Consider the following 24,725-nt stretch of genomic DNA (forward strand, 5'->3'; position numbering starts at 1 on the left):
AAAGTGTAATAAAAATGCAACTCAACAACACCATCTTTTTAGATGTTGGGTTGCATTCTTCTAAACAAATACATCGAATACTATGCAACAGCTAGAACTATCACTCAATCCAGCTAAAAAAACTTCTCGTCCAACTTATACAAAAGCTCAACTCATTGAATTATGGTGTGCCGAACCCGTATTTTTCGCTTCTAGAGAGTTATCAGATACTTATTATACTGAAGGCGTAATTGGCAATTATGCACTTGCCTATGGATTTGGATGGGCGCGATCGCCTTATCGCCTGACAGGTGCAGCAACGGGAAGACCTACTTACATTGAAGATTTATCTCCTTTAGATTGCTATGTATTACCTGCTTGGTCGGATAAAGTTTCATTTCGTTTTGAACGTTTTAATGCGCTTTCTGATGCTTATTGGTATGAAATGACGAATAACCACGTTGCAACTTCCCGTGAAGATTTACCTCTAAAACGAACGGGTAAAAGACCGAATACTTACAGACCCAGCAATTTTCCCCAAACCGGACGGTTACGAGCGATCGAACGGGGCAACTCTTTTCAAACTATTGTCTTTGGAAAGCGAGAATTACCCGAATATATTCGTCTAGGTAAGTTTATGAGTAAAGTGCGAGTCAGGATTTTAAAAGACCTAGAGATCGTTTCTTTACCTATGGGTAAATATGACAGCAAAACTTACCTCAATTCAGCCGATCTACCTAATATTAATTTGCTCGCTTTTGATTTAGTCAATATGCCTCCTGTGTCCCTCTTAAAAAACCTTCGCTTTCGAGGAGAGGCGTGGCAAGTTGGTGAATTTATCGTTCCAGCCAATTTAAAATTTTGTGGTGGAGATCGAAACAATGGCTAATGATAAACTACGAATTACCTTAGAAGCTAAAAGTATTGCAGCGTGCGTTCCTCTTCCCGAAGAACTATCTTTTATGGGTAGAGCATTACAACATCAAGTTGATGTTTTTAAACGATCTCTTAACCACGATATCATCCTAGATTTAGCTCCTACTGGGACAGGAAAAACGAGAGCGGGTTTAACTGTTTTATTACATGAACCTAACAAGAGTGCAGTTTATATCGCTCCGACAAATGCTTTAATTACTCAACAAACAGAAGCTGCCGAAAAGTTTATTTGTGGAGCGGGTTTGCCTCACGTTGTTAAATCCGTTTCAGCACAAGAAATTAAGAATTGGTCTAGCGATCGCGTTGGTAAACGTTCAGGAGAAAAAATTTATAATCTTTTGCGTAATCCGGCGACTGTTTTTCCAGAAGTCGGAGCAAATAAACCCATTTTATTGATTACTAATCCTGATATCTTTTACTATGCCACTTTTTTTGCTTATAACAAATACGATAAAAGTAACATAGCCAGTGAGTTTTATAGCAAATTTTCAACCATTATATTCGATGAATTTCATCTTTATAATGCCAAGCAACTTGTTAGCTTATTTTTCTATCTGGCTTTATCTTTTGTCTTTGGATTTTTTCAGCACGGTAGACGAGTCGTTTTACTCACTGCTACTCCAGATAAAGCGTGTGAATCAGCCCTAGAAGACCTAGAAAAACAGGGTGTGAAAATAGCTAGAATTGATGGAGAAAGTACGACTGCTAATCAGTTGCCGTCACAAACGGCTGTAAATTTAGAAATTCGACCCCAGCTTGAAAGACAAGAATGGTTACTTGAAATTGCTAATGAAGTCGAAAAACGTTTTCGAGAAAAACCCGATCACAATGGTGCAGTTATTCTTGACTCTAAATATAATATCGATCGCCTAGCTATTTTATTAAAAGCTAGAGGATTACAAAAATCTTATGGACGAATTACAGGATCTACTCCGTTTCAAGATCGTCTATCAGCTGCTCAAAAACCTATTATTTTAGCTACCAGCACCGTTGATGTAGGCTTTAACTTTGAAAAAACTCCCGAACCTTCCCGACAGAATTTAGATTGGCTAATTTTTTCAGCAAAAGATCGCTTCTCTTTTTGGCAAAGAATTGGAAGAGTTGGGCGTGTATTAGGTAAAAATGAAACAGATATTTGTTCGGAAGCTATTGTCTATCTACCGTCAAAAGCTTGGGAACAAGGAATTACTTCTTTGAACTGTTCTGGCGGAAGAAAAGAGCTGCAACAAAAGTTAGAAACGATTGCTTGTCTCGAACGCCCCTTCTTAGAAATTTATTGGAAATCTGAAGCCTTCTTAGAAATTGCTCGCCCTTTATTAGAACTAGAAGAAAGTCTTGAGAAATTACCTAATATTAATTATATCCCCAAACTTTATCAAGCAATACAACATATTCTTGGTGGTAAGCGAGATTGGAATTACTACCGCTATCGCATGAAAGCATTAAAAGGAGCGGAAGAAATCAGTAATCTTCGTATCGAGGATATTCAAAAGGAGTTACAATATATTAAAGGAAGTCGAGCTTTTATCAAATTATTCTTAAAAGTCAAGTATCCCGAACATTTTGAAGATTTGCGAGCAGGAATAACGCCCATAGAAGCTTGGGAAAAGGAATTTAAAAAGTATGAGGATGTTTCTACTGAGTTAAAAGAATTTGCTCAACTGTGGCGCGCTAGTTATGCTCCTCTATTTCAGTTTCGAGAAACTTTATTTGAGAATTTAAAAATCCGCGATCCCCATGGTTTTTTATTGGATGAATCAGAGGAAACTATTGTAGATACCATGCATCTGTTATGCTACTATGAGTTTACCGAATCCAATGGAGCAATTGAAATTATTAATTCGGTAGAACAACCTTACGATTTAAGTTTTGCTTGGCGCTATTTTGGAACGATTGAAGAGTTAAAAAACAAAGAATTAAATAAATTGACAGCTTTGGCAAACTGTCGCATTCAAAGAAGTTTAAAAGGGGCTATTAAACCTACCCCTCTGTTGACCAAATTAGAAAAGCAGTTCCTTCCAGGAGTTATTATTGCCACTGAAGTTAATCAGGGCATAATTATTCAACTTAGCAAACAAGGATTAAAGTCCTATCCTATCTCGGTTAGCTGTAACGATTTTGAGAAAACCTATACATTCTTTCCGGGTTTGTCAGGAATATTAGCGATCGCGATGAGTGGCATAAAACTGAAACTCCCTGACGACGAAGATTTTTATATCATCTAAATCAAAATGGCAATTTTTTTCTCTTGCATCAACAATTCATCTTTCTTATAGGACTTGATATTTGGAGGACAAAAAATTTATTTCTTAGTCAAATCAAGTCACATTCCCACTCTCCCATCTCTTATCATCTTCCGCAAGTATTTACGTAATTGATATTACTTCTCCCCAATGCCTCACAGTCTCGTCTTAAACCTTCTCCCCCTCTCGCCTATTTTCCCAGGATATTTAAGCGGACAACACCTCCACGCCCTCTTTTTAACCCTCGTCAGTTCCGTCGATCGCGAATTAGGTGACTATCTCCATAACGATCGCACCGACAAAGCTTTTACCCTCTCTCCCCTACAAATCGATTGCCAACGCCCTTCCCATTGCCTTCAATGGGAACACGCCAAACCCATTCCCGTAGGAACACCTTGCTGGTGGCGCATTTCCCTACTCGATGACACCTTGTTTGGCAAACTGACGCAACTATGGCTGAACCTTAACCTTGATCGGCCTTGGCATTTAGGATCGGCTGACCTACAGATTACCAGTATTTTAGCAACTGGGCGATCGATGCATCCTTGGGCGAATGCCTGCACCTATTCCCAACTCTACGAACAAGCGTTGGAAACGGAACGTACTCTCATGTTTGCACTGGCAACTCCAATGGCATTTCGCCAGGGAAAATATGATAGTTCCTTACCAACAAGAGAAGTTGTCTTTAATAGTCTTCTCAGTCGTTGGAATAAATACAGTGGAATTGAAATTTCATCCCTTTCTTTAGACGCAATTTTCCCTAGCTTCTTCGATATTCGCACAGAAATTCTCGTTGATTCTCGCAGTAAATTGATTGGTTGTGTTGGAGAGATTACCTATCGAATTTTAGGAGAAGCAAACTCTTTAACCATTAAACAAATTAATGCCTTAGCAGACTTTGCTCTTTACGCTGGAATGGGTAGAAAAACAACGATGGGAATGGGAATGTCAAGACGTTTACGACCATTAAATTCATCAGCCTCTTAGCGATCGCTTTAGTTTTTAAACAAAAATGAATGCAGCAGATTATATTCCCATTGCTTCCTTAAATCACTATGCCTATTGTCCTCACCGTTGCTGGCGGATGTTTTGTGCGGGTGAATTTATCGATAATCAATATACGATTGAAGGAACGAGTTTGCACGAACGAGTTCATACTTTATCCGAACAAAACCGCGAAAATAAGTGGCAAATTCGAGCTGTTTGGTTGAAGTCAGAACGATATCAATTGATTGGTAAATCCGATTTATTAATTGAAGTAGAATCCGGGCAATTATGTCCGGTTGAATACAAGCGAGGAAATCGAGGCGAATGGGATAATGATGAACTGCAAGTCTGTGCCCAATCATTATGTTTAGAAGAGATGACAGAACAAGAAATTACTACAGGTTACGTCTATTATGCCCATTCTCATCAACGTCAATTAGTCGAAATATCTGAGGAGTTAAGAGCAAAAACTCAGGCGACGATTGAAGCCGTAAAAACTTTATTAGAAACTGGAATTATGCCCAAGGCTATTTATAGCAAACGATGTCAAGGATGTAGCCTTTATTCTCGCTGTTTGCCACAAGCAATTGATAAAGTAGGACGCTATCAAGAACCTGTTTAACCTTAACTCTAGTCCTTGTAGGATAGAAAAATATTGAATTTTTTTAGATCGGGATAGAAAAAATGGGAACGGTTTATATTACTCAAGAAGATGCTTTTATCGGGAAAACTGATGAAAGGCTAAATGTTAAAATCAATAAACAACAGCTTTTAGATGTCCCCATGATTAAGGTTGATGGGGTAGTTATCTTGGGACGTGCTACGGTTTCTCCAGCAGTTGTCAACGAACTGCTAGAACGCCATATTCCCTTAAGTTTCCTTACAGGGACAGGGCGTTATCTAGGAAGACTAGAACCTGAAATGACGAAAAACATCTTTGTCCGTAAAGCACAATGGTTAGCTGCCGGAGAATCTCCTCAGGCGATTCATATTGTTCGAGGATTTGTTCGAGGAAAATTAAAAAATTATCGCAATCTTTTGATGCGACGACGACGAGAATGTCCCGACCTCGATCTCGATTCTAGTATTACGAAATTAGAACAGGCGATCGCGCCCATTGAAACAACTTCTACAATCAATTCTCTACGAGGATTAGAAGGTTCTGGAAGCGCAGCTTATTTTGGCTGTTTCGATCGCTTGATTAAAGAAACGGATTTTCAATTTAAAACTCGTAATCGCCGTCCTCCAACCGATCCAGTAAATGCTCTACTCAGTCTAGGATATTCTCTGTTACGCCATGACGTTCAAAGCGCAGTTAATATTGTCGGATTCGACCCCTATTTAGGCTATCTTCATGTCGAACGTTATGGTCGCCCTTCTTTAGCCTTAGATTTGATGGAAGAATTTCGTCCCTTGGTAGTAGATGCAGTAGTATTAAGCGCTTTAAATCAAGGAAAATTAACGCCTAATGATTTTATTGCAGAACCATTAAGCAATGCGGTTTCTCTTACGCCAGATGGTTTAAAAATCTTTCTCAGATTGTACGAACAAAAGAAACAATCCAAGTTTAAACATCCAGTTTTACAGCGTCAATGTACCTATCAAGAGTCGTTTGAAATTCAAGCGAGACTCTTGGCGAAGTATTTAATGGGTGAAACGGATAAATATCCACCTTTAGTTTTGAAATAATTTCATCGATCGGTCAAACCGTGTACGTTGTTATTAGTTACGATATTTCGGAAGATAAGCGCCGGACTAAGGTTCACAATATTCTGAAATCTTACGGACAGTGGATGCAGTATAGTATTTTTGAGTGCGACTTAACTGAGACTCAATATGCTAAACTTCGCTCTCGTTTGAGCAAACTGATTCAATCTGAAACAGACAGCATTCGCTTCTATTTTCTCTGTGGTTGCTGCCAAGGAAAGGTTGAACGAATTGGGGGAGAGCAACCCCGCGACGAAACGATTTTCCTGGTTTAGTTTTACAGAATTTTCCCTAGTGGAGCGTGGACTAGTTTTTTGAAAATCAACTAAATCCCTATCAGGGATTCCAGCCCCAGAGCTATCTAAGGATACTCCCGCAGTTTTTTGAAAATCAACTAAATCCCTATCAGGGATTCGATTGAAGCTCTGCGTCAAAGACGGGTATTTTAGCGATCCGTACAAAGAAAATAAATTCCTATCCTATCAGGGATTCGATTGAAGCTCTGCGTCAGAGACGGGAGATAATAGCATTTTTTGAAAATCAACTAAATCCCTATCGGGGATTGAAACGCTAGGGCTAGTCGAAGAACCTTTATCTAACCAAGAGCTGATTTTGAAAATCAACTAAATCCCTATCAGGGATTGAAACAACTTGCTTCGTTTCTGCTAGGGCTTGTGCCTTGTTTGAAAATCAACTAAATCCCTATCAGGGATTGAAACCACCTTCAAATACTGGGAATGGCAAGGGATACGCTTTGAAAATCAACTAAATCCCTATCAGGGATTGAAACGCCGCCACTATCTTCAGCCATCACTTGCAGGTAATCTTTTGAAAATCAACTAAATCCCTATCAGGGATTGAAACATTTGTGTTTAAAAATTTATTGCATCCATCACCGCTTTTGAAAATCAACTAAATCCCTATCAGGGATTGAAACATTGCAAGTACTTTTGCACGAGGAAATGCGGGATTTGAAAATCAACTAAATCCCTATGCCATAGAAGGGATGCTAGCAGTACAAAAAGAGTTACCTGCGCTTTAACAAGTCTCAAAGAAGAATGGAGAAAAGACCGAAAACAAATGTTTGAATGGATGTCTCGATTATCTGCATCGCAAGCTAATTTTTAGGAGGCTCAAGCCGATTACTATCGGAGGCTTGAGGACGTAGAAGACAGGCTACTATGCTTGAGATTTTGAATCCTTTAACTGATAGAAGGGAAAACTAATAATTCGTAATTCGTATCTCTCTTGCATTCATTCAAAAATTGGTTGAATTCACCCAGCTAGGCGAACGTTTATCTGGCTGGTATTTCCATTGGAGCAGGTGTATTAGCAGAACGATTACAGGAGTTACGCACTCAAACCTAAATTTGTCATTGGAGAGCGATGTGAGCCAAAGAGACCAGGTCATGATAAAACAGATCGGCTGCTTCGGAAGCGATCGCGTAACTATCGATAACTGTTACTAGAACTAACGGACAAATAGCGATCGCTATCTGTATGGCTTCTTCTATTTCAGAACAAATCAATCAAAAACTAGACAGAATTAATAAACTACCCCACCGCATAGGCGGATGGGGTTTTCAGTAGCCCTGAAGCTGAATAGCTGAGCGAACAGCTAAGCAACTCCGAACCTCCAGGCGTGTTTATAGAACACCCCATTGCTTCAAGATTTTTTGCACCGTTCAAATCCGCGTCACCCACCCAACCGCAATGACCGCAAGCAAACCTCTTACCGCTTCTGTACGATTCGCCTCTAACGGGGTGAATATGCAGGCACTTGTGACAGGTCTGGGACGCAGGATTTACCAGAATCAGCTTCACGCTATTCTTCACCGCTTTGTAGGTGAGGAACTGGCGCAACTGGTAGAACGCCCAACTATTCGACAACCGCCGCTCTTTCTTCGTGCGCGGCATCTCGTTCGCGCTTTCCCTGATTCCGGTCAAATCCTCCAACGCAATTACCTGATTGTTGGTTTTCCCGTGTTGAACGATGCGTTTAGAAATGACGTGATTGGTATGCCGCTGAAATCTTCGCTCCTTGCCCGACAACCGTTGCAAGAGTCTACGCGCTCTTCGCCGCGTGGATCTTGTGCCTCTCGAAGCTTTTTGCTGGAGCGAAGCTCTTACACGAGCATGATGGTTCCGAACGTTAGTTACGTCCTTACCGCTGAAACTATCCCCGTCCGAAGTCACTGCGATATCGGTTCTACCCAAGTCCACTCCCAAAACCTTCTTGGTCTTTTTGGGCGGCTCTGGGGTCGACTCAAGCTGGATATTCAGATAATACTCACCGTCGGCATTCAGCGAGAAGGTTGCTGTTTTAGGTTTCTGCCCTTTCAACAATCCGCGCTGATAATTGCCGATGTGCAATCTAAATCGCTCTCGCTTCCTAACCATTGTGAGGCTTACCGTCCAGTCCGATTCACGGAAGCTGAACGTTCTCGCGTCGTAAGTAACCGATGTGGGGCGGAATTCCTTCACGGGCTTACCTTTCTGCTTTGCGGTCTTGCGGTTCCCGGATACCCGACGAATCGCATGGATGGCAAGCTGAGACGACAAGCCGAATCGCGCTCTAACGTCCTGATACACCAACGATTGCATTGCAAGCTCGTTAGTCAACTTTTGGGGGACTTCCTGATTCACGTACTCGCAAGCATCCGCAAACACCCGGAACGTTTCTTGCACTTTGGCAAGCTGTTCGTGAAATTTTCAAAAAAGCCGTTACAGGGGGCATTACCCGGAACGTTTCTTGCACTTTGGCAAGCTGTTCGGGCGCTACTTCAATCTTGCAGGATACAGTGAGTACTTGTTTCATGACTCTAGAATATCTCAGTACATGAGAAATTCTCGTGAAGATATTGTAGAGATTGGGGCTACCGCCCCGTCGCTATCCCTCCCTACCTTGCTCACTTCGCAATACGCTTCGCTGTTGCTACGCTCCCTGAAGGTAGGGATTCCCGCGAGTTTTGTTCAAGCCTAACAAAATATTTTTAAATATTTTTAAAATCTTGCTCGATTAAAAGGTATCCTAATACTTGACGAGTAGCTATTTTAAAGCCGTAGCAATGACTGCGATCGACAAAAATGCCAGCCAAAGCCACGCAGCCCCTTTGCAAAAGCGAATTGTTTCCTTTTTGAGAGAACATAGCGAGATAGAGACAATCCTTGCGGTTGCCTTAGGATTATTGGTTACTAGACGTTTTCAGTTGCGAGGAGTCAAGGCCGTACTCATCAACCTGCTAATTATCAACCTGATCGGTCAACTCCTAGAACTACTCAAGCAACCTGACTCCGGAACCTCTCAAAGAGTACGGGAAGAGAAAGAGAGGACCGCCTTGCAAACTGTTGGGAGTTTTGGGCAATACACAATTCTCCATGCCGTTCCCGGACGAATTCGCTTGCGCGTTCCCCAGTTAGCCCAAGATCGCGTTTTTGCCCAACGTCTAGAGGAATTACTCGCCGATGACGAGAACGTTGTGGACGTTCGGATCAATCGCGATGCGGCGTCCGTTGCCATAAAGTATCAAACCAGAGAAATCTCCGATATCGAGCTAGGCTGGCGTTTGATGAATATTCTCAATCGCGCTGAATCTGAAGAACAATCAGTTGAAACGGCAGCACATTAAGCAAAAAAAAGTGTAACGCAAGTTAGCGATCGCAGCTGGACTTAATGACCTTCGTCCTCTGGTGCGACATCAGCTCGAAAAGCGCGACAAGTTTTAATCGTCTTCGTCTTTTTGCATTTGTTCGGCAGCAATTTCAGCTTTTGCTTCCTCGACAATATCTTCAAGGATTTCTCTCGTTTCGGCGAGCGATTCTTTGGCTTTGTTGTAAAAGAGTACCCCTGTTTTCAGGCTGGCTTTGGCGGCAGGTTTGAGTAAAGGAACCAAGGTAGGAGCGAGGACAACTGCCCCTATTCCGATCGCGATCGCTTTGCCGGGATTGTTCTGACAAAAGATTTTTAACCTGTTAAACATTGACAAAACTTCCTCTCCCATTCATGCTAGGTAAAATTTTAGGCGATTATGCCAGTAAAAGTTAATTTTCCTATCGTTCCTCCGAGTTAAATAGCAATAAGCAAAACTGTTGCGATCGCCAATTGTGCTATCAGATTTTTAGTTGGTAATCTGGGATCGGTCGCGATCTATCTACTATTGAAATACCGATGAATCAGAATCGAGATGAAGCTACCCTAGAAGTTAACGTTCCTCAAGCATGGATCGAACAATTTGAGACATTGGCAAACCAGAGCGGGCGCTCGGCGAGCGAACTGGTTCGAGAAGCGCTGGCTCGTTACTTAGACATCTCAGGACAACAGCCTGCCACAAGCTTAGATCGACTCAGCAGCGAGTTAAAAACCTTCAAAGCGGAGTTAGCCGAATTAACCCAAAAAGTTAACGCGCTCTCGGAGAAGTCTTATCTTATAACAACCATGAGCGCTAGATTGACAACTTTAGAAAGGGCGATCTCGCTAGGCAATTTGAAGCAGACAACGACTTCAACGCCCTGTCAGCTCATGGATACGGACGATGATGACTACGATGACGAACCCGATGAAATTCTCACTGACTTTTTAATGGGTTAGGAATCAAACCAATTCGCAATTGATAATTCACAATTCACAATTGTTAATCGTTTTGGTCAGTTATCAGTTACGGGAGAACGGTTAGTAGTTAGTGGTTTTTCCTCCCTCCCGTACCTTCTAATACTATTTCTAAAAAAGAACGCTACAGATGTTCAATGAAAAAACCTTGTACCCAGAGCGGCTGACTAATTGCGAACCGACGCGCACGCGGGAGCGAGCCCTAAGGCAAGCGGGAGGAGCATCGATGATAATTGCGAAGGCTCATGTGTAAAATATGTGCAGGAGAAGTAATGTCAGCATGCTATGGAATTTCCCCTGAACGATTTGCTCAATCGAGACAAATGCAGGCAGTGGATTTTGGAGCATTTTCATCCGGATGGCTTGAGCTGTCCCAACTGTAAAGCTGGGGTGGAACAAGCCCGAAGATTTAGAACCACGCATCGCTCTCAGTTGAGAGTTTATCGCTGTCGTGTGTGCGACCACACTTACAACCTCTACAGTGGCACGTTACTAGCGCAACATCACCTGAGACCTGAACGGGTTGTGTTGTTGTTGCGAGGCATCCTCAAGGGAGAGTCCACTAAAAGCTTGGCAGGAGAATTACAGTTAAATTACAAAACGGCGTTAACCTTACCTCATCAACTGCAAGCTCGTGCCGAGCAGTTACAATCGCAGGAACCTGTACCTGACACTCGAACTGAAACCGATGAGATGTTTCAGAAGGCGGGGGAAAAAAGGAGAGCAGCATCTTGACCCGTTTGACCCACCTCGACGACGAGCGAACAAACGACGAGGTAAAGGCACCTAGGATCATGACCGACCACCAGTGGTTGGAACGGTTGGACGAAACAGTGGGCAAGTCCGATTGCGAGTAGTGAGGAACACTACAGGTGAAATACTGGTTAATCATGTGCATCAATTCACAGTAATTGAGAGTCAGCTCTTCACTGACGAATCAGCCAGTTATAATCACGTCATTCGTCCTCATGCTACTGTTTGTCATAGTCAGCATGAATGGGCAAGGGATGATGAGGGAGATGGGCTTCGAGAAGTTCATGTCAACACAGTTGAAGGGATGTGGACAGATATGAGGAATTTCTTGAGCTCCTTTAAGGGTGTTCACCAAGAGCGCCTGAGTGGTTATGTTGCTATTTTTGAGTTCAAGGGAAACCTCAAACGCATCTGCCCTGCCTTCATTGCCTCACTGGTTACTCCGCACACTTCTTACTTATGAGCCATTACGAATTGATATAATCGTTCCAACCCAGCCGGAGTACTCTGGCATACAGCCTCTCCCGCATGCGACGGTGCATTTCGCACTTGCGACTTCTGCTCCCCGATCGCCTTATTGATATTTCTGGAGACAAACATCTAAAATGCGGCGATCGTTCTCGCTGATAGTAGAGATCTGATGATAGCCTTCCAACCCTACGGCACGAGGCAGTCGATCGCCGGATGCTACTGGCGATAGATCTTGTAGGGCGATTTCGTAAGGATAAACGGCGTTATTGTAGGGATCGACAATCGAGAGATTCATGCGATGCGAGTCCACCGTACCGGAAAAACAATTAAACTCCGATCGCGGCAGATAGACAGCACCAATGACTTTACCCTGTTGTACCCGAAAAACGAGATATTCTTGACCGATTTGTTCGGGTTCGGGGGACTGACCGTAGAGATAAATTCCGTCAGCTAGCGGCGACTTCTTGCTAGCTGCTTCGGCGAAATATACTTCCGAGGCGCGATCGCTTGATGGCTCTCGTTCTAGTTGCTTTTCTTCAAGCGACAAAGCTAGTGTGGGAATCGCCATTATTGTTGCCAGTCCGAGACTTAAAATCGGTGCAATTTTGGATGTAGAAAGTTTGGAACCAAGGGCTTGAAAACTTTGCGTGAATAACATAGTTTTTATTAACGCTCGCCAACTGAGCTGTTTTGACAATAACGAACCCTTTGGAGCAATATTTTCGCGGACTAAATAACTGGAGACAGTTTTCTCGCTCCTGGCAAAGAACTTCCTATTAAAGGACTACAATTTATAGCCAAGTCATTCCCGATAAGTTCGGTGGCTTATTTTTTGCTCTCCGCTTTTAACTTGCCCAAAATGATGCCAAATTTCACAAGGATTGGAGTACAATTCTGCCTAAATTTCCTCACACCCTAATTTAATTGTGCAAATAATTGCCAAGCCTTTACAAGTTTTTCTTAAATTCTTAACAACTGGAAAAAAGTCGCTAAAAAAAGCGGTAGCGAGCGCTCGCTACCGCTTTTTTAAAGCCTATGATCTCAGTCTGATTTGAAATTAACTAGCAACAATATACTCTCGGACGTTAGAACGCCGCCTGCGCAATTGAGCGAGAGCTTGATGCTCTAGCTGGCGAACTCGTTCGCGGCTGATGTTTAGTCTTTGACCGATTTTCGCTAGCGACAGTTCTTTCCCGTCTTCTAAACCGAAGCGCAAAGAAAGCACTTCTCGCTGTTGAGGGGTCAATTCTGCCATCAAGTTATTCAAGTCTTGCCGCAGCAATTCTTGAGTAATGTAATTGTCGGGAGAAATTCCCTCATCTTCCAAAAGATCGGAGAGTTCTGTATCCTGGTTATCGCCCACTCGCACGTCTAAGGAAACGGGTTGACGAGCCATGCTCAGATATTCTCGAATTTGAGCGGGTTCTAAGTCTAGCGCTTGAGCAATTTCGCCAGGAGTAGCGCTACGACCTAATTGCTGTGCCAGTTCTCGCTGCGTTTTCTTGATCTTATTGAGCTTTTCGGTAATGTGAATGGGAAGGCGAATCGTTCTTGCTTGCTGAGCGATCGCTCGCGTAATCGCTTGACGAATCCACCAATAAGCATAAGTAGAAAATTTATAGCCTTTAGTTGGATCGAATTTCTCTACCCCTCTTTCCAACCCTAAGCTGCCTTCCTGAATTAAATCCAGGAACTCCATATTACGCTTCTGATATTTTTTGGCGATCGCGACGACTAAACGCAAATTAGCCTCAATCATTTTGCGCTTGGCTCGATTTCCCTGTGCTATCGCTCGATTAAGTTCATCTTCACCGAGCTGGACATAATTCGCCCACTCTGTTAGACTTGGCTCGTGTCCAAGTTTACTTGCTAGTTCTTCTTTCTTTTCCAACAGGGTCATCATTCTCTGTACCTGCTTGCCATAGACAATTTCTTGCTCGTGGGTCAGCAGAGGTACCCGTCCAATTTCGTGCAGATAAGTACGCACCATATCTGCTGAGAAAACAGGCTGTTGTTTGTTTGAGTTAACTTTAGCAGTGGGCATTTTGTACGGTTATGACTCCTTGAAAGCTACAGAAAGTCTGGGTTGACTCAATTCCTTGATGAAATCCGTTCTGTTTGTTTGCTAGAACCAAGAGAAGACTTTCTAGATCGAAGTCAGTATGACTTTGTGTTTCTTCCATTTTAGCTCACCAGTTTAGACGATGGCAGATCTAGAAAAGTTCATCGTTGGGTTTTTACATCGACTTAGCATTAGTGACTCTCTTCTCAAGGTTTGACTGGCGAAATTCCATTTAAATTAGTATCAATTCATGCCAATCTATTCTCATGATGACTTAAAAATGATTAAGATAGAGAGTTGGATCTTGGAGGGATCGCCGAACCAGTAGGGGAGGGTTTCCGAGAAAGGAGAAAGTGTCGCTCGAACCCGTCTGCGAGCGATAACTATCGAGACTGGTAAATATATCATAGAAAAATCGATTGTTTTTAAATTCCTCCTATAGGTAGAAGGTAAGAGAATCGTGGGGCGATCGCGCGATAAAGAAGAAATGACGCGCAGAGCCACCGACTGCTCGCTCTAAAGAATTGTTGTATTATCGTAAGAACAATTGCGAAAGCTCAAGAGAACTTTACAGAGGATTGTAATTATGCCCTATACAGAAGAAGATGGCGGACGGTTGAATAACTTTGCGGTAGAACCGAGAGTTTATCAAGCCTCGCCACCAACGAAAACCGAACAGCGCAATTACATCATTTTGGGAGTTATCGCCGCCTTGCTGGTAGGCGGATTAATAACTGTTGCAGTTTATGCCTCGAAAGTTGGCTAATGCCAAAAGAAAATTATTTGATGAGTGATGGGTATCAATAAAACTTTACCGTTCATCATTCATCATTTCTTGCTCCTCTTATTCCTCAGTGTCTTCTCGATCTTCATTGCTTTCCCGTTCTTGGGTGCCGCGAATATCTTCAAGGGTTTTCAGCGCTTTTTTGGATTCTTCTGGTTTGTTCTGTTCGTTAAACAGTTTTACCGCCTGTTCTATGTCAGCGATCGCTTCTTCTTCATTGCCTAGTTTAGAATTAACAATACCGCGCTGATAGAAAGCATCAGCCAAGCTCTCGTCCAAACGAATGCTTTCGGTATAATCGTCTAAGGCTTTTTGATATTCTTCCAGGGCGCCATAAGCCAAGGCTCGTTTATAATAAGTATTAGCACTATCATCCTTAAGACGAATTGCTTCCGTGTAATCTTCGATCGCTTCTTCGTGCTTGTCGAGAGCATCTTGGGCATCGCCTCGATAGATATAAAAATCAGCCAGTTTGGGTTCGAGTTCGATCGCCTTAGTGCAATCTGAAACTGCATCGTCGTAGCGTTTCATTAGGTAGAAGGCATAGCAGCGATTGCCGTAGGCATAGGCATAGTTGGGATTAAGTTCGATGGCTTTGCCGTAATCATCTATAGCAGGTTGATAATTCCCTAAAGCATGATAAGCATAGGCACGATTGTAGTAAGAATCGGGATCTTCGGGGTTTAACTCGATAGCGCGAGTAAAATCTGCGATCGCGCCTTGAAAATCGCCTGCTTCTATCTTATCTACTCCTTGGTTGTACCACTCCACCGCACTCATCTCTTTTTGTTCGGGTTCTTCTCGTTCCCCTTCCTCGGACTCTTGTGGTTGTTGTGTTAATTGGGTAATTGAAGATGGGGTTAACAGAGAAGATCGAGCATAAGCTGCCGTATTAACTGCGGAAATTCCAGCAATCAGTGTCAAAATACTAAACAATTGTCTGCCGTACTTCATCGCTACTCCTCATTTTCTCTGTAAATATGAATTTGACGAACTTTACGTGTTAAGAATAACAGTCAGGGCGTTGGGTAACTCCTCTGACTTCGACAATAAATATGGGAAAATAAAACAGCCACAATGGAATAAAAAAATGTTTAAATCGCTAATTGTTACTCTACTATTTATAGCCACTCTAACGCTCTCTGGTTGTTCGGTCGGGATTAGTAATTTACAACACTACGCCAATGCCGTCAAAGGCTATGAGTTTTTCTATCCTAATGGCTGGATTGAAGTTAATATCCAAAACGCATCTGAAGAAGTCGATGTCGTTTTTCGCGATCTCATCCAACGCACAGAAAATTTAAGCGTCATTATCAGCAGCGTTCCAGAAAACAAAACCCTCACCGACTTAGGAACGCCGACAGATGTAGGATATCGCTTCCTCAAACAGGTCAACAACAACCCCAATGCCAATCGAGAAGCAGAATTAATTAAAGCAGAAGCTCGCGAATCGAACGGAAAGACTTACTATACCCTAGAATATCAAGTCAAACTGCCCGATAATCAGGAACGGCACGATATCGCCAGCGTCGCCGTCAGTCGCGGCAAACTCTATACCTTCAATCTTTCCACAGATCAAAAGCGTTGGGAAAAAGTTAAGAACCTCTTTGAAACCGTCGTCAACTCTTTTTCTATTTATTAATTAGTTAATGGTTAGTGGTTAGTAGTTAATTGTCTCCCCATCTCCCCATCTCCCTATCTCCCTATCTCCCTCATCACAATTAAATTATGGAACTACCCATGTTTGTACTAGCTTCCGCTTCTCCTGCCCGCCGCAAGCTGTTACAGACGGTGGGAATAGAACCAATAGTCCGTCATAGCAACTTTGACGAATCGCGAGTTCAAAGCGAAGATCCCATCGCTTTAGTACAAATCCTGGCACAGTGCAAAGCAGAAACAGTTGCCAGTCAATTCAGCGATGCCTTAATTTTGGGGTGCGATTCGGTGCTAGCAGTCAACGGCGAGATTTATGGCAAACCGAACTCGACAGAAGAAGCGATCGCGCGTTGGCAAAAAATGCGCGACAATGAAGGTATCCTTTATACGGGTCACGCTCTCATCGACCAAAGGCAAAATAAACAATTAGTATGCTGCGGAATTACTAAGGTTTATTTTGCTAATATTAGCGATGCCGTAATTGAAGATTATGTTGCCAGTGGCGAACCTCTCAAATGTGCTGGCTGTTTTGCACTAGAGGGAAAGGGTGGATTATTTGTCGAAAAGTTGGAAGGTTGTCACAGCAATGTCATTGGGTTAAGTCTTCCTTTGTTGCGTCAAATGTTAGCAGAGTTAGGTTATTGTGTAACCGATTTTTGGAAATGAGGATTACTGAAAATTGATTCTACAGGTGCGATCGCATTTTTCAAATCGCGTATGACGACTGATGGCGGACGGGAATATTTATGGCGAAACTTTAAGGTGCGATCGCGTTTCGAACTCTCATCAACTGAATTAACATCTTTCCTTAACTATCTTAAATCCCTTCCCCAGTCCTGATTAGCTATCATGAGGCTGAGATGCTTCCAACAGAGGTCAGGCGTATGCAAACTTCTCCCCTTACTTGCCTCAACTATATCGACGGTCAATGGCTCCCCGCGCGAACCAAAGACACCGCAGAAAGTCGCAATCCTGCCGATTGGCGAGAGCTTGTCGCTACCTTTCCCCGTTCTACCGATAGCGATGTCGATGCGGCGGTAGATGCTGCCCGTCGCGCCTATAAAACCTGGCGCTTAGTACCCGCACCAGCAAGGGCAGAATTAGTCTATCGCGCGGGCGAACTATTGTTGGACAAAAAAGAAGAAATTGCCTATCTGATGTCTCGCGAGATGGGCAAACCGTTGTCTGAGACGCGAGGAGACGTACAAGAGGGAATTGATTGCGCTTTTTACTACGCTGGCGAAGGTCGCCGTTTGTTCGGGGTGACAACGCCGTCGGAACTCAACAACAAGTTTGCCATGTCGGTGCGGATGCCAGTCGGCGTTTGCGCCTTGATTACGCCTTGGAACTTTCCCATGGCGATTCCCTGTTGGAAGGCAATGCCCGCGCTGGTTTGCGGCAATACCATCATCCTCAAACCAGCAAAGGATACGCCTGCTTGCGCCACTCTATTAGTAGAAATTTTCCACGAGGCAGGTTTTCCGCCTGGAGTCGTTAACCTAGTACACGGTTCTGGCGGAGAAGTCGGTCGAGCATTGGTAAACCATCCTGGGATTGATTTAATTTCCTTTACGGGTTCTTCTAAATCGGGTGCGGAAGTCGGAGAGATTTGCGGACGCACTCACAAGCGCGTCTGTCTGGAAATGGGTGGTAAGAATGCCCAAGTCGTCATGGAAGATGCGGATTTAGAATTGGCACTCGAAGGGGCGCTTTGGGGGGCTTTTGGTACGACCGGACAGCGGTGTACTGCGACCAGTCGCTTGATTTTGCACCGCGAAATCAAAGCCAAGTTTACTGATATGCTGTTGGAGAAAACAGCTAAGCTGCGCTTAGGTCACGGCATCGACCCAAAAACGGATGTAGGTCCCTTAATTAATTCGTCACAACGAGAACGGGTTAGACGATATATAGAAATTGCTTGCGAGGAAGGAGCAAAGGTGTTAATCGGGGGAGACATTGGTAAAGAAGAAGAATTGCAATACGGTTATTTTTTCCAACCAACCATATTGGATGAAGTTACTCCTCAGATGCGAGTTGCTCGCGAAGAGATTTTTGGTCCGGTGGTATCTTTGATAGAAGTGAATTCGTTTGAGGAAGCGATCGCAGTTCTCAACGATACGCCTTACGGACTGTCTTCTTCTGTTTATACTCGCGACGTGAACCGAGCTTTTCAGGCAATGCGGGATATTGAAGCTGGCATTACTTATATCAATGGTCCCACTATCGGCGCAGAAGTCCATCTTCCTTTTGGTGGCGTGAAGCAGACAGGCAACGGTCATCGCGAAGCGGGTAGTGCAGCGCTTGATGTCTTTACGGAATGGAAGACGGTTTATGTCGATTTTTCCGGTCGCTTGCAACGCGCTCAGATCGATAATCGGTAGTTATGGTAGTCGTTATTGGATAGTAATTTGTCTAAAGCGATCGCAACGGTTTTTGCAATTGAGGCTGAAGTGGTTGTTCTGGATTAATAACCAACCCAGAAAAGTTAGACAAGGGACTACCTCGATCGCTATCTTCAGATGAGGCAGGAAAGAAAACCCAACGGCTGCTTACGGGGAGAGAATCTAGAGTTGAAGCATTTTGCGTCAGCCAAATTAGGGGTAGAGTAGGACGCTGGATTTCCCTAGCTTTTGCTTGCGCTTCGACGGCTGCTAGCGTTTCCAAAACGACTCGATTGCCGCGAACCAATCCCGTCCCTGCCGTCCAAAGCGTTACCGCTAGTTGGCAGCGACTGGCATAAAAATACAAAGACGCAGCCGCAATAACTGCGCTTTCAAAATTGTCTTCTTCCCATTGAGCAGCACTGTCTAAGGCAATAACAATTTCTTGTCCTCCCGTAATAACTTCCAGTTCGCGGACGACAAACTCGTCAAAGCGGGCACTGATCCGCCAGTGGATCAAACGAGTGGGATCTCCGTAGCGGTAGGGGCGCAACGCTCTAGTAACGCCTTCAGTAGCAGCTTGATAGCGACGATCGCTCTGAAATTCGATCCTCTCATCTTGTCCCAAACTATCTACTAATGGACAATTTGCCAGAGGCAATACTTGCGGATAAACAATCGCTTTGGCGGGAACTTCCTGAGTGCGGCGACTCCAGAACAATCCCAATGGCGTTCCCGTTCTCAGTTGTACTTCATGCCAGCGATAAACGCCCCGCCGCTTGGCGGTAACATAATAAACCCAGCGATAAACGCTTTTGGGTGGAATAACTTCTACTGCCGTTCCCATCGGTTGGAAGAGGACGTAGGGTAACAGATCCTGGAGTTGCAGTAGCGTTTTGGCAGCCTTGCTGGTATTTTCAATTTCCAACTCAACTGTCAAGATATCCCCCGCACTGATGGGAGTCATGGGGAGACGGCGAATGTTGAGGTGGCGCAGCGATCGCAATGGTAGAATAGCTGCCAATCCCAGCACAGCCAAGATCGTGCCGCTGAGAACGTATAGCCATCCCGCCATGGTATTCGTGGCAGCCCCAAAAAAACACGCGGCAAGCCCTGCCAATACCCAACCGCTATGGGCGGGAGCAACCCAATGGGTTTCTAACCATTCAGCCAAGGCAACAGTAAATTTCATCAATCAAATCAGTTAGCCAACCCAGTATAAATTATAATTTTTGACTTGAGTCAAGGACTTGCCCCCGCGATCGCGCCTAAAGTGGAAGTATAAGGAAACAGGAGACTTGAGATATGTTTTGCGAACAATGCGAACAAACGGCTAGCGGACAAGGATGCCATCAATGGGGAGCTTGCGGTAAAAGCCCAGAGGTAAATGCCGTCCAAGACTTGTTAGTCTATTGCCTGCGAGGGCTTGCTCCCGTTGCACTCCGCGCTCGTCAGTTAGGCATTCCCACTCGCGAAACAGATGTCTTCGCCTGCGAAGCACTCTTCGCCACGATGACCAATGTTAACTTCGATCGCAAGCGGTTTAATCGCTACATTCGCGACGCGATCGCTATTCGCGAGAACTTAAAAGCCCAAATCCAAGCGAAGGAACCGACAGAATGGTCGGCACTATCTTGTTATGAACCCAATTTTCAGGAAAGTTTAGTCGAACAAGGTCAAGACGTTTCCCTCCAATTTATTACTCAATCGCGTCAAAACGTCGATATTTTTTCCCTCAAACTGACCGTTCTTTACGGGATCAAAGGAGTTGCATCCTACACCTTCCACGCCCAAGAACTAGGTCAGGAAGACGATCGCGTTTATGCTTTCATCCATGAGGCTTTAGCTGCCCTAGATCGCCAAGACCTCACTTTAGAAGATTGGGTCAAGCTGGCGCTCAAAGTTGGGGAAATCAACCTGCGAGCGATGGAACTTCTGGATGCAGGTCATACCAGCACTTACGGTCACCCCGTCCCTACGGTCGTGCCGCTCAATGCAAGAACTGGGAAAGCGATTTTAGTGTCGGGACATGATATCAAACAACTCGAAGCCCTGCTCAAACAGTCTGCTAACCAAGGGATTACCGTCTATACCCACGGGGAACTTCTGCCAGCCCACGGCTATCCCCTCTTAAAGCAGAAATATCCCCATCTGTACGGTCACTACGGCACCGCCTGGCAGAATCAGACTAAAGAGTTTGCGAAATTTCCCGGCGCGATCGTTATTACTACTAACTGCCTGATGCCGCCCCACGAAGCCTATGACGAGAAACTCTTCACTATCGGTTCCGTGGGATATCCCGGCATCAACTATCTTCCCGAAACCGACGATGGCACCCCCGATTTTGCCCCCGCGATCGCAAAAGCTCTAGAAATGCCTGGATTCACACGAGATGAAGAACCGCGTCAAGTCATGACGGGGTTTGCTCGCAATGCCGTTTTAAGCGTTGCCGATAAAGTTATCGAAGCCGTCAAAGGCTTGAAAATTCGTCACTTCTTCCTCATGGGAGGCTGCGACGGCGCTAAACCCGATCGCAATTACTACACCGAATTGGTGGAAAAAGTGCCCGAAGATTGTATCGTGCTAACTCTCGCCTGCGGCAAGTTCCGCTTCTTTGACAAACAACTGGGAACTATTGGCGAACTTCCCCGACTCATGGATGTGGGTCAGTGTAACGATGCTTATTCGGCGATTCAGATTGCTCTGGAGTTGGCAAAAGCTTTTGAGGTAGGTGTCAATCAACTCCCCTTGTCGATGATTCTCTCCTGGTACGAACAGAAAGCCGTGGCGGTGTTGCTGACGCTGCTATATTTAGGCATTCAAAATATTCGTTTGGGTCCTACTCTACCAGCGTTTATCTCTCCCAATGTATTAAAGCTGCTCTCAGAAACTTACCATCTCAAACCCATCACTACCCCCGATGAAGATTTAGCCGCTTGTCTGGGTTAGAAAGAAACATCGCGGTGTTGCCTGTTTTCTTTGGATCGGCAATAACCGCTTTTTGCTTTGCTAAATCAAGGTATAAATTGTCATTCTGAGCGTAATGGAGTGAAGCGAAGAATCTCGGTAGATGCTTCATTGCGCGGAGTTTACCCTCTCTCGAAGTGAAGGGCCGCATTCAGCAACGCCCCGCTTTTTTCATCCAGTTTAAGTATGATATAATTATCATATCTATGAAGCGAAAAATCGCAGTCACTCTTGATGAAGACCTAGTTGCCTTCCTCGATACGGTCGCTAAAGGCAATCGCAGCGATTATCTCAATAACCTCCTGGCAACTCACCGCAAGCAAGTCCTCGAATCTCAGTTAATTGCTGCTTTGGCAACCGATGTAGAAGACCCCAATTATCAGCAAGAAATACTGGCTTGGGATAACGTTGCTGGAGACGGTATCGATGCCGAGGGGTAATTTAACTTATCGGCGCGGGGAAATTCGTTGGGTTCGTCTCGATCCGACTTTGGGGGCAGAGATACAAAAACCCGCTCTTGCCTCATCGTTCAAAATGACACGATGAATGAGTATGGATTGCTGACCATCATCATTCCCTTTCGCCCAGGCAGCAAACAAGCGCCTTATACTGTCAATATCAAAGCTAGTTCGACCAATGGCTTAGACAGAGATCGTTCCTTAGATATCGCCCAGATTCGATCGGTTGATGGTCAACGGGTATTAGGACTTGTCGGCGTGTTAGAAAACCACTATTGGCAACAGATTCGAGCTGCCTTAGATATCGTGCTAGGGTTCGCTTTCTAACCTACACCAGCAGCCTTATAATTTTTCACGCGATCCCCTTCTGCTATCCCGATAATCTTTGCTAACCAAGGTGGGGGTGAAGTGGCGATTACTTTTTGTAGTTCGCTTAAGATAGCTCTTGCCGAACCGCCTTCCGTTACTTTCATCGGATAGATCCCTGCTTTGATGACTTTTGCTGCTGCGGGTCCCCCTATCGAGACGATATACAAAACGTGGCAATCTTTAATCAAACTAACTCGGAAAGCATTTTTATCATCTGATAAATCGGCTTCCACTGCCGATCTGATATCTATCAGCTTCATCTCCTTTGCCGATAGCTGATAAATCAAATAACGCAGACAAGAACCAAAATGTCCGTCCAACTGTTCTTGATTGTTAGAAGCCACGGCAATGCGAATTGAACTCGGCATTTCGCCATCCTGGTATGGTTCTATTGGCGGCAGCTTATCTTCATCGTTTGTTTCACCCCACAAAATTCTCACAGCTTCTTTTAGTGCTGCCATGTCGGCAGTCCCGGCATCTTCACCATCTTCATCTGCATCGAGTTGATAGGTTTGTCCGAATGCAGTTTTTAAGTTGGTGACTGTAATTTTACTCAAGGCTGTCTCATCGATCGCATCGCCTAGATATGTATGTAAGGCTCCTATGAGATCGCCCACTGAGGTTCCCGGCAATGCCCTTGCAGCCAATGCAATTCTTAGGGCTACTTCATTTGATAGAGTTTGTTCGCTCATAATCGATTCTCTCTAAATTGTTAATCGAGCGAATACTACTAGGTATTTATTTAGGTCAAAAAACTTGTCGTCAATCTAGCAGTATCTAGTCAATTATTTCCCGATTATATTATTTAAAAACCGATCACTATATTTCAGTACAATTTAATACCATTCGTCGCATCGGGAGTTAATATCATTTTCTTTGGTAACATTGCTCGGTCTTGTGAATTAGTTTGTATACGAGCGATCGCAACACCCAGATCTCTCTATCAATAGCGTTCCAAGCGTTTAACTCTTTGAAATCATCTTTTCTAAAGCAATATGTAAGTCTTGTGTTAAGTCAGCTACAGCTTGTTTAGCCGCCTGACGGCTAGATTGATAAACGTGCCAGCGATCGCTAACTGAAATGGCTTCGCCGACAGTAATTCTCGCCCAACGCCATCCCAATCGAGGGCGACGAGGCATTTTTCTGGTTTTAATGCGAGCCAGCACGTCGAAAATCAGTAAAGCCGTTTCAGCCAATCGCTCGAAGGAAAGATTCTCTTGAAGATAGCTTTCTGTTACGGCAACAAAGCTTTCTACCAGACGCATATGCAACATCCGCAAGTTGGCTTCTTGAGCTACCCAGTCAGCTAAACCCCGATGTAGAGGCGATAGCGCCTTCAAGTCGGATATATCTTCTCGATAAATGTAAGTCCATCCCGCTTCTTCTAAGCGACGGCAGCGTTCGATAATCGTCCCCTTGCTCTGCAAACCAAAATATTCCTCTCCAACTCGCAGGGCGACATCTAGTAATTGGTGAAGTCGCGTCGTTAGATTTGAGCCAGCGCTGCGCGGATCGCTTGGGAGATTTTGGTGGTAAAATCGACGATAGAATTGCTCCATCTCAGTTATCAGGTATTCTCCCAAACAAAACAGGCGTTGAGCGTAAATTTTCTTCAGTTCGTGCTCTTTTCCTCGTTTGCTGTTTCGAGCTAGCAAACCACAATCTGCTTCCAATTGACGCAACAACCAATCCAGTCTCGACCATTGCGGCTTTACATAGCCATATTGAATGCCAATCGGAACGATATATACTTGTTCGGAACGATTGGCTTTAAGCAAATCTTCCACGCACCAGAATCCTAACTGAGCCGCCCCAGGTTCTAGAGGGCTAACAATTTCGCTATAACCGTTTGTAGCGCCTTCGGGAGCAAGCGCCATAGGCAAATCGCCATCAATTAACAGCTTTCGTACCATTTTAATTGCCGTCCAGTCGAACGGCTTGCCCCGATGAATCGGAATTCCACCCAAGCGGGAAAATAGCCAACCCAGCCACGCACCAGCCCATAGAGGCATCCCGCGCTCGTAAATAAAATGACTGTGAATCGGGGATTGTAGGGCAATCCCCTTTCGACGAGCTACTTGCGGGACACGGGAAAGCAGATATAGACCGCAGAGCGGGTCGTCCACCTGACAATGACGAAAAGCCAATAACAAGCGAATTTTTCCCGTCTGAAATTGATGGTAGAGTTCGGCTAAAGTTTCTACATTGACTGCATCAATTCGACTAATTCCAGCTGGTAGCCAGCGTTTCAGCCGAAATTTCAGCAAAATGGGCAGCGATCGCTGCGTAATTTTGAGAATTGAGCCATTAAAAGCTGGTGAAATAAACTCTAGCTTTGGGTGAGCCTGGTGCATAGAAGGTAAGCA

General features: G+C 44.3%; 24 protein-coding genes, 3 pseudogenes and 1 CRISPR repeat array. Of the genes and pseudogenes, 17 read left to right on the forward strand and 10 right to left on the reverse strand.

The window, feature by feature from the left end; translation table 11 throughout:
• Positions 1–82: 82 nt before the first annotated feature.
• The 6 genes from cas5d to cas2 all read left to right on the forward strand — a co-directional run bounded on the left by cas5d (position 83) and on the right by cas2 (position 6,127).
• Positions 83–868 carry a type I-D CRISPR-associated protein Cas5/Csc1 gene (cas5d, locus tag PLE7327_RS17145; protein WP_015145061.1) on the forward strand — a complete coding sequence of 262 codons (786 nt, stop codon included), beginning with the start codon at positions 83–85 and terminating at the stop codon, positions 866–868.
• Positions 861–3,140, forward strand: a complete 2,280-nt coding sequence (gene cas3, locus PLE7327_RS17150) for a type I-D CRISPR-associated helicase Cas3' (protein WP_015145062.1) — start codon at positions 861–863, stop codon at positions 3,138–3,140. The genes cas5d and cas3 overlap by 8 nt, the downstream gene beginning before the upstream one ends.
• A gap of 168 nt (positions 3,141–3,308) precedes the next feature.
• On the forward strand, positions 3,309–4,145 hold the full coding sequence (gene cas6 / locus PLE7327_RS17155; RefSeq protein WP_015145063.1) for a CRISPR-associated endoribonuclease Cas6: 837 nt from the start codon (positions 3,309–3,311) through the stop codon (positions 4,143–4,145).
• Positions 4,146–4,170: 25 nt separating this feature from the next.
• The gene (gene cas4 / locus PLE7327_RS17160; protein WP_015145064.1) at positions 4,171–4,767 is read left to right on the forward strand and encodes a CRISPR-associated protein Cas4; all 597 of its coding nucleotides are present in this window, start codon (positions 4,171–4,173) and stop codon (positions 4,765–4,767) included.
• A 62-nt stretch (positions 4,768–4,829) separates the two neighbouring features.
• Positions 4,830–5,834, forward strand: a complete 1,005-nt coding sequence (gene cas1d / locus PLE7327_RS17165) for a type I-D CRISPR-associated endonuclease Cas1d (protein WP_015145065.1) — start codon at positions 4,830–4,832, stop codon at positions 5,832–5,834.
• A gap of 20 nt (positions 5,835–5,854) precedes the next feature.
• A complete protein-coding gene (gene cas2, locus PLE7327_RS17170; RefSeq protein WP_015145066.1) occupies positions 5,855–6,127 on the forward strand; it encodes a CRISPR-associated endonuclease Cas2 in 273 nt (90 codons plus the stop codon).
• A 257-nt stretch (positions 6,128–6,384) separates the two neighbouring features.
• Positions 6,385–6,847: a CRISPR direct-repeat array (repeat unit 25 nt; unit sequence TTTGAAAATCAACTAAATCCCTATC).
• Between the two features lie 378 nt (positions 6,848–7,225).
• On the opposite strand, the gene PLE7327_RS24920 is transcribed toward cas2, so the two are convergent.
• Entirely contained in the window at positions 7,226–7,381 is a 156-nt protein-coding gene (locus PLE7327_RS24920) for a hypothetical protein (RefSeq protein ID WP_186005331.1), read from the reverse strand.
• A gap of 17 nt (positions 7,382–7,398) precedes the next feature.
• Positions 7,399–8,670: pseudogene (locus PLE7327_RS17175) on the reverse strand (RNA-guided endonuclease InsQ/TnpB family protein).
• A gap of 220 nt (positions 8,671–8,890) precedes the next feature.
• On the opposite strand from PLE7327_RS17175, the gene PLE7327_RS17180 reads away from it, so the two are divergent.
• Entirely contained in the window at positions 8,891–9,481 is a 591-nt protein-coding gene (locus PLE7327_RS17180) for an HMA2 domain-containing protein (protein WP_051036453.1), read from the forward strand.
• Positions 9,482–9,574: 93 nt separating this feature from the next.
• On the opposite strand, the gene PLE7327_RS17185 is transcribed toward PLE7327_RS17180, so the two are convergent.
• Positions 9,575–9,832, reverse strand: a complete 258-nt coding sequence (locus PLE7327_RS17185; protein WP_015145069.1) for a DUF5132 domain-containing protein — start codon at positions 9,830–9,832, stop codon at positions 9,575–9,577.
• Between the two features lie 188 nt (positions 9,833–10,020).
• Here PLE7327_RS17185 and PLE7327_RS17190 point away from each other — a divergent pair, with 188 nt between their 5' ends.
• From PLE7327_RS17190 to PLE7327_RS26700, 3 genes and pseudogenes are all read left to right on the forward strand, one after another.
• Positions 10,021–10,440 (forward strand): CopG family transcriptional regulator, encoded by a 420-nt coding sequence (locus PLE7327_RS17190; protein WP_015145070.1) that lies wholly within the window; start codon positions 10,021–10,023, stop codon positions 10,438–10,440.
• A gap of 303 nt (positions 10,441–10,743) precedes the next feature.
• Positions 10,744–11,193 carry a hypothetical protein gene (locus tag PLE7327_RS17195; protein ID WP_051036454.1) on the forward strand — a complete coding sequence of 150 codons (450 nt, stop codon included), beginning with the start codon at positions 10,744–10,746 and terminating at the stop codon, positions 11,191–11,193.
• A 70-nt stretch (positions 11,194–11,263) separates the two neighbouring features.
• Positions 11,264–11,674: pseudogene (locus tag PLE7327_RS26700) on the forward strand (transposase); the annotation flags it as partial.
• 111 nt (positions 11,675–11,785) lie between these two features.
• Here PLE7327_RS26700 and PLE7327_RS17205 read toward each other — a convergent pair.
• The 3 genes from PLE7327_RS17205 to PLE7327_RS24925 all read right to left on the reverse strand — a co-directional run bounded on the left by PLE7327_RS17205 (position 11,786) and on the right by PLE7327_RS24925 (position 13,865).
• Positions 11,786–12,340 carry a hypothetical protein gene (locus PLE7327_RS17205; RefSeq protein WP_015145071.1) on the reverse strand — a complete coding sequence of 185 codons (555 nt, stop codon included), beginning with the start codon at positions 12,338–12,340 and terminating at the stop codon, positions 11,786–11,788.
• Between the two features lie 399 nt (positions 12,341–12,739).
• On the reverse strand, positions 12,740–13,726 hold the full coding sequence (locus PLE7327_RS17210; protein ID WP_015145072.1) for an RNA polymerase sigma factor, RpoD/SigA family: 987 nt from the start codon (positions 13,724–13,726) through the stop codon (positions 12,740–12,742).
• Positions 13,713–13,865, reverse strand: a complete 153-nt coding sequence (locus PLE7327_RS24925) for a hypothetical protein (RefSeq protein WP_015145073.1) — start codon at positions 13,863–13,865, stop codon at positions 13,713–13,715. The genes PLE7327_RS17210 and PLE7327_RS24925 overlap by 14 nt, the downstream gene beginning before the upstream one ends.
• Before the next feature lie 465 nt (positions 13,866–14,330).
• Between PLE7327_RS24925 and psb34 the strand changes: the two genes are divergently transcribed.
• The gene (gene psb34 / locus PLE7327_RS17220) at positions 14,331–14,510 is read left to right on the forward strand and encodes a photosystem II assembly protein Psb34 (RefSeq protein WP_015145074.1); all 180 of its coding nucleotides are present in this window, start codon (positions 14,331–14,333) and stop codon (positions 14,508–14,510) included.
• A 78-nt stretch (positions 14,511–14,588) separates the two neighbouring features.
• On the opposite strand, the gene PLE7327_RS17225 is transcribed toward psb34, so the two are convergent.
• Positions 14,589–15,482 carry a tetratricopeptide repeat protein gene (locus PLE7327_RS17225; protein ID WP_015145075.1) on the reverse strand — a complete coding sequence of 298 codons (894 nt, stop codon included), beginning with the start codon at positions 15,480–15,482 and terminating at the stop codon, positions 14,589–14,591.
• Between the two features lie 136 nt (positions 15,483–15,618).
• Here PLE7327_RS17225 and psbP point away from each other — a divergent pair, with 136 nt between their 5' ends.
• From psbP to PLE7327_RS17240, 3 genes are all read left to right on the forward strand, one after another.
• Positions 15,619–16,170, forward strand: a complete 552-nt coding sequence (gene psbP, locus PLE7327_RS17230; RefSeq protein ID WP_015145076.1) for a photosystem II reaction center PsbP — start codon at positions 15,619–15,621, stop codon at positions 16,168–16,170.
• An 86-nt stretch (positions 16,171–16,256) separates the two neighbouring features.
• Entirely contained in the window at positions 16,257–16,850 is a 594-nt protein-coding gene (locus PLE7327_RS17235; RefSeq protein ID WP_041392280.1) for a nucleoside triphosphate pyrophosphatase, read from the forward strand.
• Between the two features lie 218 nt (positions 16,851–17,068).
• Positions 17,069–18,565, forward strand: coding sequence for an aldehyde dehydrogenase family protein (locus PLE7327_RS17240; RefSeq protein ID WP_015145078.1), 1,497 nt, complete (start codon positions 17,069–17,071; stop codon positions 18,563–18,565).
• Between the two features lie 31 nt (positions 18,566–18,596).
• Here PLE7327_RS17240 and PLE7327_RS17245 read toward each other — a convergent pair whose 3' ends face one another.
• The gene (locus PLE7327_RS17245) at positions 18,597–19,757 is read right to left on the reverse strand and encodes a DUF58 domain-containing protein (protein WP_015145079.1); all 1,161 of its coding nucleotides are present in this window, start codon (positions 19,755–19,757) and stop codon (positions 18,597–18,599) included.
• A 113-nt stretch (positions 19,758–19,870) separates the two neighbouring features.
• Between PLE7327_RS17245 and hcp the strand changes: the two genes are divergently transcribed.
• The 3 genes and pseudogenes from hcp (at position 19,871) to PLE7327_RS17260 (ending at position 22,317) form a co-directional block, all read left to right on the forward strand.
• A complete protein-coding gene (gene hcp, locus PLE7327_RS17250) occupies positions 19,871–21,514 on the forward strand; it encodes a hydroxylamine reductase (protein ID WP_015145080.1) in 1,644 nt (547 codons plus the stop codon).
• 224 nt (positions 21,515–21,738) lie between these two features.
• Complete coding sequence (locus PLE7327_RS17255; RefSeq protein ID WP_015145081.1) at positions 21,739–21,972, forward strand: hypothetical protein; 234 nt, start codon at positions 21,739–21,741, stop codon at positions 21,970–21,972.
• A pseudogene (locus tag PLE7327_RS17260) lies at positions 21,959–22,317 on the forward strand (type II toxin-antitoxin system PemK/MazF family toxin). Before PLE7327_RS17255 ends, PLE7327_RS17260 begins: the two are co-directional and overlap by 14 nt.
• On the opposite strand, the gene PLE7327_RS17265 reads toward PLE7327_RS17260, so the two are convergent.
• Both PLE7327_RS17265 and PLE7327_RS17270 read right to left on the reverse strand, forming a co-directional pair.
• Positions 22,314–23,051: a dinitrogenase iron-molybdenum cofactor biosynthesis protein gene (locus tag PLE7327_RS17265; protein WP_015145082.1), complete on the reverse strand. Its 738-nt coding sequence runs from the start codon at positions 23,049–23,051 to the stop codon at positions 22,314–22,316. The pseudogene PLE7327_RS17260 and the gene PLE7327_RS17265 sit on opposite strands and share 4 nt — an antisense overlap.
• 270 nt (positions 23,052–23,321) lie before the next feature.
• A complete protein-coding gene (locus PLE7327_RS17270) occupies positions 23,322–24,713 on the reverse strand; it encodes a 1-acyl-sn-glycerol-3-phosphate acyltransferase (RefSeq protein ID WP_015145083.1) in 1,392 nt (463 codons plus the stop codon).
• Positions 24,714–24,725: the final 12 nt, after the last annotated feature.

It is taken from the genome of Pleurocapsa sp. PCC 7327, from assembly GCF_000317025.1.
Taxonomy (GTDB): Bacteria; Cyanobacteriota; Cyanobacteriia; order Cyanobacteriales; family Microcystaceae; genus Hydrococcus.

Excerpts from the sequence above, each read along its gene's own strand:
- cas1d (WP_015145065.1), top strand. The coding sequence starts at position 4,830 with ATGGGAACGGTTTATATTACTCAAGAAGATGCTTTTATCGGGAAAACT.
- PLE7327_RS17255 (WP_015145081.1), top strand. The coding sequence starts at position 21,739 with ATGAAGCGAAAAATCGCAGTCACTCTTGATGAAGACCTAGTTGCCTTC.
- PLE7327_RS17205 (WP_015145071.1), bottom strand. The coding sequence starts at position 12,340 with ATGTTATTCACGCAAAGTTTTCAAGCCCTTGGTTCCAAACTTTCTACA.
- psb34 (WP_015145074.1), top strand. The coding sequence starts at position 14,331 with ATGCCCTATACAGAAGAAGATGGCGGACGGTTGAATAACTTTGCGGTA.
- PLE7327_RS17225 (WP_015145075.1), bottom strand. The coding sequence starts at position 15,482 with ATGAAGTACGGCAGACAATTGTTTAGTATTTTGACACTGATTGCTGGA.
- PLE7327_RS17245 (WP_015145079.1), bottom strand. The coding sequence starts at position 19,757 with ATGAAATTTACTGTTGCCTTGGCTGAATGGTTAGAAACCCATTGGGTT.
- PLE7327_RS17240 (WP_015145078.1), top strand. The coding sequence starts at position 17,069 with ATGCAAACTTCTCCCCTTACTTGCCTCAACTATATCGACGGTCAATGG.
- cas6 (WP_015145063.1), top strand. The coding sequence starts at position 3,309 with ATGCCTCACAGTCTCGTCTTAAACCTTCTCCCCCTCTCGCCTATTTTC.
- PLE7327_RS17235 (WP_041392280.1), top strand. The coding sequence starts at position 16,257 with ATGGAACTACCCATGTTTGTACTAGCTTCCGCTTCTCCTGCCCGCCGC.
- cas5d (WP_015145061.1), top strand. The coding sequence starts at position 83 with ATGCAACAGCTAGAACTATCACTCAATCCAGCTAAAAAAACTTCTCGT.
- PLE7327_RS17270 (WP_015145083.1), bottom strand. The coding sequence starts at position 24,713 with ATGCACCAGGCTCACCCAAAGCTAGAGTTTATTTCACCAGCTTTTAAT.
- PLE7327_RS17185 (WP_015145069.1), bottom strand. The coding sequence starts at position 9,832 with ATGTTTAACAGGTTAAAAATCTTTTGTCAGAACAATCCCGGCAAAGCG.
- cas3 (WP_015145062.1), top strand. The coding sequence starts at position 861 with ATGGCTAATGATAAACTACGAATTACCTTAGAAGCTAAAAGTATTGCA.
- PLE7327_RS17190 (WP_015145070.1), top strand. The coding sequence starts at position 10,021 with ATGAATCAGAATCGAGATGAAGCTACCCTAGAAGTTAACGTTCCTCAA.
- PLE7327_RS17265 (WP_015145082.1), bottom strand. The coding sequence starts at position 23,051 with ATGAGCGAACAAACTCTATCAAATGAAGTAGCCCTAAGAATTGCATTG.
- PLE7327_RS24925 (WP_015145073.1), bottom strand. The coding sequence starts at position 13,865 with ATGGAAGAAACACAAAGTCATACTGACTTCGATCTAGAAAGTCTTCTC.
- PLE7327_RS17195 (WP_051036454.1), top strand. The coding sequence starts at position 10,744 with ATGGAATTTCCCCTGAACGATTTGCTCAATCGAGACAAATGCAGGCAG.
- psbP (WP_015145076.1), top strand. The coding sequence starts at position 15,619 with ATGTTTAAATCGCTAATTGTTACTCTACTATTTATAGCCACTCTAACG.
- hcp (WP_015145080.1), top strand. The coding sequence starts at position 19,871 with ATGTTTTGCGAACAATGCGAACAAACGGCTAGCGGACAAGGATGCCAT.
- PLE7327_RS17210 (WP_015145072.1), bottom strand. The coding sequence starts at position 13,726 with ATGCCCACTGCTAAAGTTAACTCAAACAAACAACAGCCTGTTTTCTCA.
- cas4 (WP_015145064.1), top strand. The coding sequence starts at position 4,171 with ATGAATGCAGCAGATTATATTCCCATTGCTTCCTTAAATCACTATGCC.